General features: G+C 37.6%; 5 protein-coding genes. 1 reads left to right on the top strand and 4 read right to left on the bottom strand.

Features of this window, described 5'->3' with window-relative positions:
• Positions 1-2316, top strand: a 2316-nt coding sequence (locus ACFILZ_RS09005) for a type ISP restriction/modification enzyme (RefSeq protein WP_375610942.1), incomplete at its 5' end; no start/stop codon positions are given.
• 949 nt (positions 2317-3265) lie between these two features.
• Here the strand turns inward: ACFILZ_RS09005 and ACFILZ_RS09010 are convergent.
• The 4 genes from ACFILZ_RS09010 to ACFILZ_RS09025 form a co-directional block, all read right to left on the bottom strand.
• Positions 3266-3736 (bottom strand): SMI1/KNR4 family protein, encoded by a 471-nt coding sequence (locus tag ACFILZ_RS09010; RefSeq protein WP_375610943.1) that lies wholly within the window; start codon positions 3734-3736, stop codon positions 3266-3268.
• Between the two features lie 274 nt (positions 3737-4010).
• A complete protein-coding gene (locus tag ACFILZ_RS09015) occupies positions 4011-4358 on the bottom strand; it encodes an HNH/ENDO VII family nuclease (protein ID WP_375610944.1) in 348 nt (115 codons plus the stop codon).
• An 88-nt stretch (positions 4359-4446) separates the two neighbouring features.
• Positions 4447-7020, bottom strand: coding sequence for a DUF6990 domain-containing protein (locus ACFILZ_RS09020; protein ID WP_375610945.1), 2574 nt, complete (start codon positions 7018-7020; stop codon positions 4447-4449).
• A gap of 6 nt (positions 7021-7026) precedes the next feature.
• Positions 7027-9096: DUF637 domain-containing protein (locus ACFILZ_RS09025; RefSeq protein WP_375682376.1), on the bottom strand; the 2070-nt coding region annotated here is incomplete at its 5' end.

Consider the following 9096-nt stretch of genomic DNA (forward strand, 5'->3'; position numbering starts at 1 on the left):
GGGATTGTTTATACGCCGGTTGAGGTTGTTGATTTTATCATTCATTCTGTTGATGATGTGTTGCGGAATGAATTTGGAAAAAGCTTGGGGTCACGGGGTGTCTCCATTCTCGACCCTTTTACGGGAACGGGAACCTTTATCACAAGGCTATTACAATCCAATCTCATCAAACCAGAGGATATGGAATATAAATTCCGTCATGATATCCATGCCAATGAAATTGTTTTACTTGCCTATTACATAGCAGCGATTAACATTGAATCGACCTATCATAGTATCATGAAAGGTGAGTATATCCCTTTTAAACATATTGGTTTGACCGATACGTTTCGGATGCTTGAAGAGAAGAATCTGCTGCAAAAATTATTTAAAGAAAACAGTGAATATTTAGAACATCAAAAGAAACTGGATATCGAGGTTATCTTTGGTAACCCTCCTTATTCGGTAGGACAAAAAAATGAAAATGATAATGCAAAGAACACTCCCTACCCGATATTAGATAAACGGATCAGTGAAACTTATGCGGCTCAATCTAAAGCAAGTAATATACGAGCGCTTTATGACAGTTATATACGTGCTATTCGTTGGGCGAGTGACCGTATTCATAATGCTGGGGTAATCGGTTTTGTTTCTGGTTCAAGCTATATAGAAAAGCCAGCAATGGATAGTTTACGAAAATCTTTAGCCAAAGAATTTACGAGTATTTATGTACTTAATTTACGAGGTGATATCCGTAAAAATATGATGAATAAAAATAACGCTCAAGAAGGTGAGAATATTTTCGGCAATGGTAGTATGACGGGTATTGCCGTAACATTATTTATCAAAAATCCCAATGCTATTGGACCTTGTAAAATTTATTATCATGATATTGGAGATAATCTTTCTACCGAAAAAAAACTTGAGATGCTTCAATACCTTGGTAGTGTTGGTGGTATTACACTTGAAAACGGTTGGAAAATAATTACACCAGACAAGTACGGTGATTGGATCAATCAACGTGATGACAGTTTCAAGACATTCCTAGCTCTAGGTGTTAAAAAAGGGGATGATAAAAAGCTATTTGAAACTTATTCTCGCGGTATTATGACGAGTCGGGATGCTTGGGCATACAATTCAAGTCGTGAAACTCTCGCGAAGAATATGAGTAATATGATTGCTTTTTACAATAGTGAAGTGGAGCATTTTAATGGTGCTTATACATATAATGACGGTAAAACACGTACTAAAACTGTAGACAATTTTGTTAATGCTGATGAAAGAAAAATAAGTTGGAGTCGCGCTCTTAAACAAGAATTGGCAAAAGGAAAGAGCTTCAAATTTGAAGAATCTTATCTCATGCAAAGTCTTTATCGTCCATTTGCACAACAATGGCTTTATTATAATCGCAGCTTTAATGAAATGGTTTATAAAATGCCGCATATATTTCCGATAGGACGAGCGGTTGAAAATAAGGTAATACAAATTTCAGGCATGGGAACTCAATCAGGTTTTTCTGTTTTGATAGCTAAGTCTATACTTGATCTTCATGTTGTGCATAATGGTCAATGCTTTCCACGCTATATTTACGAAGACACTCTAGTTTCAAAAAATAAAAGTGAAAAACAATCCCATTTATTTGCAAATTCTACAGAGAAAAACACAACATCTGGTTTACAGAGACGTGATGCCATTACTGATGAGGGGCTAGCACATTTTAAAGCCGCTTATCCTAATGAAAAAATCACTAAAGATGATCTATTCTATTACGTTTACGGTTTGCTTCATTCGGAAGATTATCGCTCTCGTTATGCTGATAATTTATGCAAAGAATTACCTCGCATTCCTTGTGTAAAGAGTGCTGATGACTTTTGGAAATTTGTAACAGCAGGACGTGAACTAGGTCATTTGCATGTGAATTATGAAGATGTAGAACCTTATCCAGTGACCTTTAAAAAGGGTAATCCAAAACAGACAGAGATCTCTAATCCCGAAAAATTCTATTACGTGACTGAAATGAAATTCGCAAAAGCAGATAAAGAGAAAGATAAAAACACTGTTATTTATAATAGCAATATTACCATAACAGATATCCCTCTTGAAGCTTATCAGTATATCGTCAATGGCAAGCCCGCTCTTGAATGGGTTATGGGGCGTCAATGCGTAAAGACTGATAAAAAGAGTGGCATTGTTAATGATGCCAATCGTTATGCTGTTGAAACCATTGGCAACCCTGCCTACCCTCTAGAGTTATTTCAGAGGGTTATTACCGTAAGTTTAGAGACAATGAAAATCGTTAAGAACCTACCAAAATTAGAACTAAGAGAAACTGAATAACTTATAAAGCATGTTCACATGATAGGCATGCTAAATTCACAAGGGGTATAGAGCTTATAACCATAATCTATACCTCTCTTGTTAAGTTGATTACATACAATCTTTAAAAAGAGTGCTTATATGCGTTATTCTAAAAAGAAGAAACTTGCACTTTTAGATACTTTTATTTGGATTGCCTTTAAGACTTTTAAGAAACCCTATCTAAAGTGAATTAAATTTTTTTACATTGCCTTTAAGAGGTTATACCGTAATCTAAAATGATAGCTTTGTTTAAAGAGAGTTATGTATATTCATTTTCTTATATTACTTATAGGTTTTGAAGGTTTCTCAAACCCTCAAAATACCTTCAAAACCCCTTTTTATATATATTACAGATTGTATTTACGTGTTGTGTGTAATATGGGTTGTTTATTTAAAACATTAACATATTGAAATATAATAACTTTTATTTTTTGATTGAAAAATAATATATAAAGGGGCGTAAAAGGAACCCTCAAAATACTCAAAATCTTCAAAACTCATAACCATAATGATCTTGATAGCACTTCTTATGAGTTACATAACTATCTTTTGAAAGGCTTTAAAGGAGCATATGCTTTTCATAAAGCACATTTTAATCACTCACTAAAATAATCTATTTTGTCAATTCAATTTACTGACACATAACTGACAAATATATATTTACAGTTGTATTTATGGGGTGTATCTTAATAAGGATTGTATCATTAAAATACTAACCTATTGAAATATAATGTTTTTAATTTTCTCTCATTAAAAAAAAATAATATAGGCTCTAAAAAGAACTGACAACACTGACACGGTCTATTAAAAGGGATTTTGCTAATCTTTATAATGATCAATCTCTTTTTAGATGTTTTCATAACAAGAAATAAATCGCAATTATCCTATTTATCAACTAGTTGTATAACATCATCTAAGGTATAAGTTTTCATGAATCTTCCCCTGCATACTCTTTAATTCTTTTGCAGAGAAATTCATAAAAATTACTTGCGTAATATTCAGAATCTTCAGATGTATACTTGAGATAGAGTGGGCATTCACCATCCCGAAACTGCTTATAATCAAAATAAAAGGTTTCACCAAAATCAGTTGTGCAGATAACAAGTTGTTTGGGGTCCGTAAAGCCATCTCTTCTATCGAGCAAATTTCGGTAAACAATATCACCAGCAGGAATACCTGCACAGATTTCATAAATACTGAATATTTCTTCACCTCCAATTTCTCCTCCTCCATAATTTTTTAAAAAATTCTTATAGGAAGAGGTAAATTGTAAACCAAGAGTGTTCTCAGCTGTTTTAATCCGTACATCATCAGGGGCATTATCTTGAGTACCAAAATTAATAACATGACTATGCATATCAACATATTGTGCAACATCTGATAAAGTATAACTTTTCATAAATTTTTCTCCATAAGTCACAGCGTGTTTTTACTCATAATGAGTGCTCCTAATGATCAATCTTTTTCTACTATAGCCAATGGAATTGAGATGAGATTGATAAAATCATAAGAGATATGTTCTTGACGGAGCTCTTTTCTCATCTGTCTCTGTACAATCATCTCGCATTTACAATATATGATGGAATTAAAGGAGGTGATCATTAAAGTTTAGAGAGCGCCTTTTAGGGATATTATTTCAATATTTGCAATAATTACTCTTTCTTTTTTCCTACTTAGGAATTTTTTTTTGAAATCCAACAAATAACTTTTCTGATAAAATTTGTCTTTGGATTCATAGGAGCAACCAAACTCCTGCCTTGATAAAATGAGTAGAGAACCTCAACGAGAGGACTATCTTGTTCTTGTGTCACAGGATGTAACATAATAGGTCTAAAATCGACTCCAATAGGTGCTCTTCCTGATACCATTCTTTCCACATTTGTACCCGTTACTATCTGTCCTTCTTCTTTCCAAGAAGAAACTGTTTCGGGCTCAAACAGTTCATCTTCCTGATAAACTTTTTGACTTTTAAATTCCACCGGCTCAGCTGCCCCCATACTTTTTTTCTTTATCCATTTCATGATTCATAATCCCCTCAATTTTTTCAAAATAATCAATTTATTCTTTGTTCTAAATAGACTTAAATAAACTCTCCTTCCAAGAGCGAGGTTATTCCTCGCTAGAAAGCTCTGAGTGATCATCAAAATCTTTTGCTACCCGTTCAATCAAAGCGTAGCTCACTTGCTTCACCTTTGCTACTTCTTTGGCTAAAGCTAATGCACGTTCAAGGTGGGTTTTGTTGATGCTTTCGTCAAAGCCTAGGTGATCACCTGCCGTAAAGCTTTGCTGATAAGATTGTAAGGTCTCAATATTGCCCAATAAGGCAAGAGCGCCAAGATGAAGCAAAGCATAATCCGTATCATCTGCTTTAGACGTTGCATCCCGTTGCCAAGGAGAAGTGCCATAATCAAAGCGTAGCCTTTTAGAAAGGTCAATGTCTGTTACCGCCCATTCTAGCGCATCATCAAGCGCCTGTGTTAAACGATCCGTAGTGACCTCTGGTTCAAAGATTTCCAATCCCTTGGCTTCAAAATTAAGCTGTATATCTGGAATATCTTCCGTGTAGGTAGGATCAATGAATTTACAAGCAGCGGAAAGAATGCCCGTGCTAATCAAAAAGGCGCTATCAAATTGCGGACAATCTTTGGCAATTTCGTCGTTATAAAGAATGTCTACTTCACGATCAGCCAATTGATAGCTTGCCATATGATCATTCTCATTGATTTTCTCGGTTGACCAACCTAAGCTTTTCAAAAGTGCATGAGCACTTTCCATGGTGAGACGATCATCATTGTCATCCACTTCATCCACTTCCTCTGCCACTTCAACAGAAGTTGTTTTAGAAGCAACAGATGCTATTTGCGGATCCAAGCTCAAAATCGGTGCATTTTTCGGAAAACCTGCTCGATAACCCCGTGCAAGAGTGAGGAGATTATCAATTCTATATTTTGAGATTTCTTCCACAAAACCTAAAGAATTTCCCTTTCTAAAATTCTCCTTATAAGATTTGAGCTTTTCAACATCCCCAATCAAAACAAGCGCAATAAGGTGACGCGCTACAAGATCAAGTTCACTGTCTGGGGAAAAAGCCGCATAATCATAAATGATTTGATTAACATTTTGCCGATCTGCCCATTCAAGTATATCTGTACAAATCTCCTTTAGCTTGCCTCTATCCAATTCAGTACTAGAAACTGTATAAACTTCTTCTGCTTCTTTGAGGGCTATATATTGAGGCATATTATAGAAAATTTCTCTATGAGCAGTGGAAAAACCAAGTGTTGAAAGGGAAGCCTTAAATGCAACAATTGGCTCTTCTTCATCACTTTGAAGACTGTACATTATATTGATGATACGGTCTTTACTGATAAAATAGGTATTACGATCATAGTTTTTATCACGATAAACTGTCCAACCCATTTCTTTTAATTGCTCAGCAACCTTATTGAAAGTAATCAAAGCTTTCGGACCAAGGTGTGCTTCTGCTGCTTCTCGCTCATTAAGGATTTTCAGATGTTTTTCAGAAAATTCAACGGCATGGTTAACATATTTTTTTACTTCATTATCATCCAAATGTTCAGAAATCGTACCTGCTTTTAGAAAACTTTGATAAGATTTCAGGATATCAATTCGACCTGTCAACGCTAAACAAGCCAAATGCCAGACTATATCTATATTGTAGCTATACTTTTGAACACGTGTTTTGCTTTCTATTGATGCTTGTAAATCTTGGGCGCGTGCCCATTGTATTATCCGCTCAGAGATTTTTATCAAATCTTCCTCATTCAACGTCTCTACACAAATATCAATCCCTTTATCAAAACCGCTAAAAATCCCTCCCCCAATCGTATTAAAAGACTGATAAATATCCGTAGGTCGTATCCAATTATATTCTCCCCTATAGTGAATATATTCGCAAGCTACAGAAATCTCTTCGTTAGAGATCTCAGCTTCAAGACGGACATTGTAATTGTTATGGAGATGTACAAAACCAAAATCAAACTGAATAAAGCGATCTGGCAAAGAGAGCCACATTTTTCCAGGTTCCGTAGAAAACCACCCTTGGGTTTTAAGAATACGGCTTGCTGCAGTAAGGCTTATCGAGCGCTGTTTGGGCTTTTTACGCGTTAGAATATCGTCTAACTCCCCATTTTTATAAGCTTGCGCAAAAAGAATGAGGCGCTCATACCGCGTCATCGCTTTGTAATCTGCAAATTCTGGTACATGTAATTGAGGTGCCGGCTTATCAGACCTTAAAGCATCAATATCGCCAAGCAATGCTTGTGCAACAGCAGAATGATTGGCGGCTTCTTCACGCAATTTTTGTTCAATATTCTGCGTTTGTGCCCAAAAGATTACTTTGTTTAAAACAGCTTCGATATGACTTTCTGAAAGATTCTGTGCCACAATTCCGAAATTTTCTTCTGCATAAATCAACGTATCACCATATTCATAGCGCGACTGTTCGCCATTATCATATTCCTCAGCAAGACAATAAGCGGCGGTGGTAAGAGCAACTGATAGCCGCAACCTTCCACCATCCTCTCCATAATCTACAACATCATAGAGAATGCGTATTATACGATCGGAGAAATGATAATAAGCAAATGTATCTCCAACTTCATCGCGATAAATCTCCCAGCCCAATCTTTTTAAAATCTCTGTTACGTCTTTCGTTTTCATTATGCTTCACTTCCCTTTTAAATAGCTTGGATGTCGATCAACTCCATGGTGCAGTGTCCCCTCATTCCACTTCTTATCTAGCTGATTTTTAGCCCAATTCTTGTTAAATTTATCTAATTCTTTCTCCAATTCTTTTACACTGCCTTTAAAATTATCTATAGTACCTTTAAGATCTTTTTGATATTGATCAAATTTTTCTTTATTTTGCTTAAGATACTTTTCAGCTTCAGAACCACAAAATTTTATGCTTCCTGTTGTTTTACATATTTCTCTTAAACCTTTCTGCCCTTTACTTAATTTGGCTTTACCTGTTTTCGTCTCATCAAACGCTGGTTTTCCATCCTTAATAAATGTGTTATCGGGACGTGTTCTTACCTTAATTGTGCCTTTATCTGTCGTAATTTCAATTTCAATCGTTAATTCTTTTTCGCTGGGTGAAAATCCTTCCTCCTTTAATTTTTGTTTTTTCTCATCGCGTTTTTTGTCATGATGTTCCCTAGCTTTATTAAGCTTTTTACCTTTTCCATCATTGTCATCGTCATTATTGTTTTGTGGGTCTTTAGCATTCGCCTGAGAAGCTTTGTTTTTTTCTTCTTGTGAGTTTTGATTTGTTTTTTCGCTATCTTCTTCTCCATTTTTTGATGCAAACCAATAGGCAAGAAAATCAGCTATAGCGGTTCTATTGTTAGGAGATTGAACAATAGTTGCTCCACCAGCCATAAAAAGAGACAGAGCTGCCAACTCTTGTGGCGTAAGCGACACAATGAACGCTACAGCAGCTGCTACCGCAGGAAGAAAATTATTTTCGGCAGCATTACCTGCGGCATCAGCGCCAGTATTGACATCACCACCAGCAAGGGCAGCAGCAAAGCCCCCCGCTATGCGCGCGATATCAATGGCATGATCATTAAAATCAGAAAACTGTGCTTCAATCTTTGCATTGATACGCGCTTGTTCTTCTGCCGTTGGAACACGACCATCCAATGCTGCTATTTCTTTTTGTATAAAATTTTTGGTCGACAGTTTAAACTGGAGCATAGCAGTGGCTTCACCCACAGCACCCCCCACAGCACCTGCAGAGCAAGCACCGCTCGCAACAGCGCCTTTTAAGCAGCCAAGTCCTGCATGGGCAACGATCTGCGTGACCGTGTCTATTTTGCCTTCTGCCTTAGCGGTACCGATTTCTTCTGCCAACGATTTGCCAACCGTATCAGACAAGGCGATGCGCAGATTGTTAAAAAAGTTCTTGTCAAGAGAGCCACCCTCAAGAGCCGTTTGAACGCCTGTGCCAATGGCGGCTTTGATCAGGTTCTTTTCCGCTTCACTGGCGATACGATCGACAAAAGGAGCGGTTTTTGGCAAAGATTGTCCAACACCTGCCATTTCCGTTATTTGGCTGGTTAAGCCCGCCGTTAACATCGACGAGACAATGCTGAGAACATTCTTTGAAGAGCCAAGCTCATGCAAGGCGCCGGCAATATTGCCGCGATTATTGACAAGAGCCACAGCGCTTTTGTTAATCAGCGCTTGGACACCAGCCTGTATCGCCGCATTCATGGCCGTACTCGAGCCAAGCCCCAAAGCACCGGTAATGGCACTGGCAGCGCCCGAGGCTGCTCCACCCGTAACCGCCGTGACAGCCAATGCCACGAGAGCCGCACCGGCTTCTGTCAGCCCTTGGGCTTTATAATCCCAGTCTTTAAATTCAGCCTTAACTGCTTGCCAATCAACTTGCTTGGATAATTCTGGATCATCACGCAGTTGCTTGATCCATGCTAAGCCTGGAGAGCGAGACAATTGCTCAAGGGATTTGTCTAAATCACCGGTTGCCTGATACTCAACAACAAAGCCATCACCCGCATCAAGCTTTATGCCACCCTTAGCATCTATGGTGACATGCTCGATGGTCTCCTTCAGATAGCCTTTATCGCTCTCACTCCACCACACAAGATTTTCATTACGCTGATAAACATCCTTAAAATCTTGATCCTTGTTGGTCAGAAACTTGATTTTTCCCGTATCTGATGCCAAATGCGTCTGACCACCACTTGATAGCCCTGCCGCATCAAGCGTGAG

It is taken from the genome of Bartonella sp. AP40SXNS (assembly GCF_042195825.1).
Taxonomy (GTDB): domain Bacteria; phylum Pseudomonadota; class Alphaproteobacteria; order Rhizobiales; family Rhizobiaceae; genus Bartonella.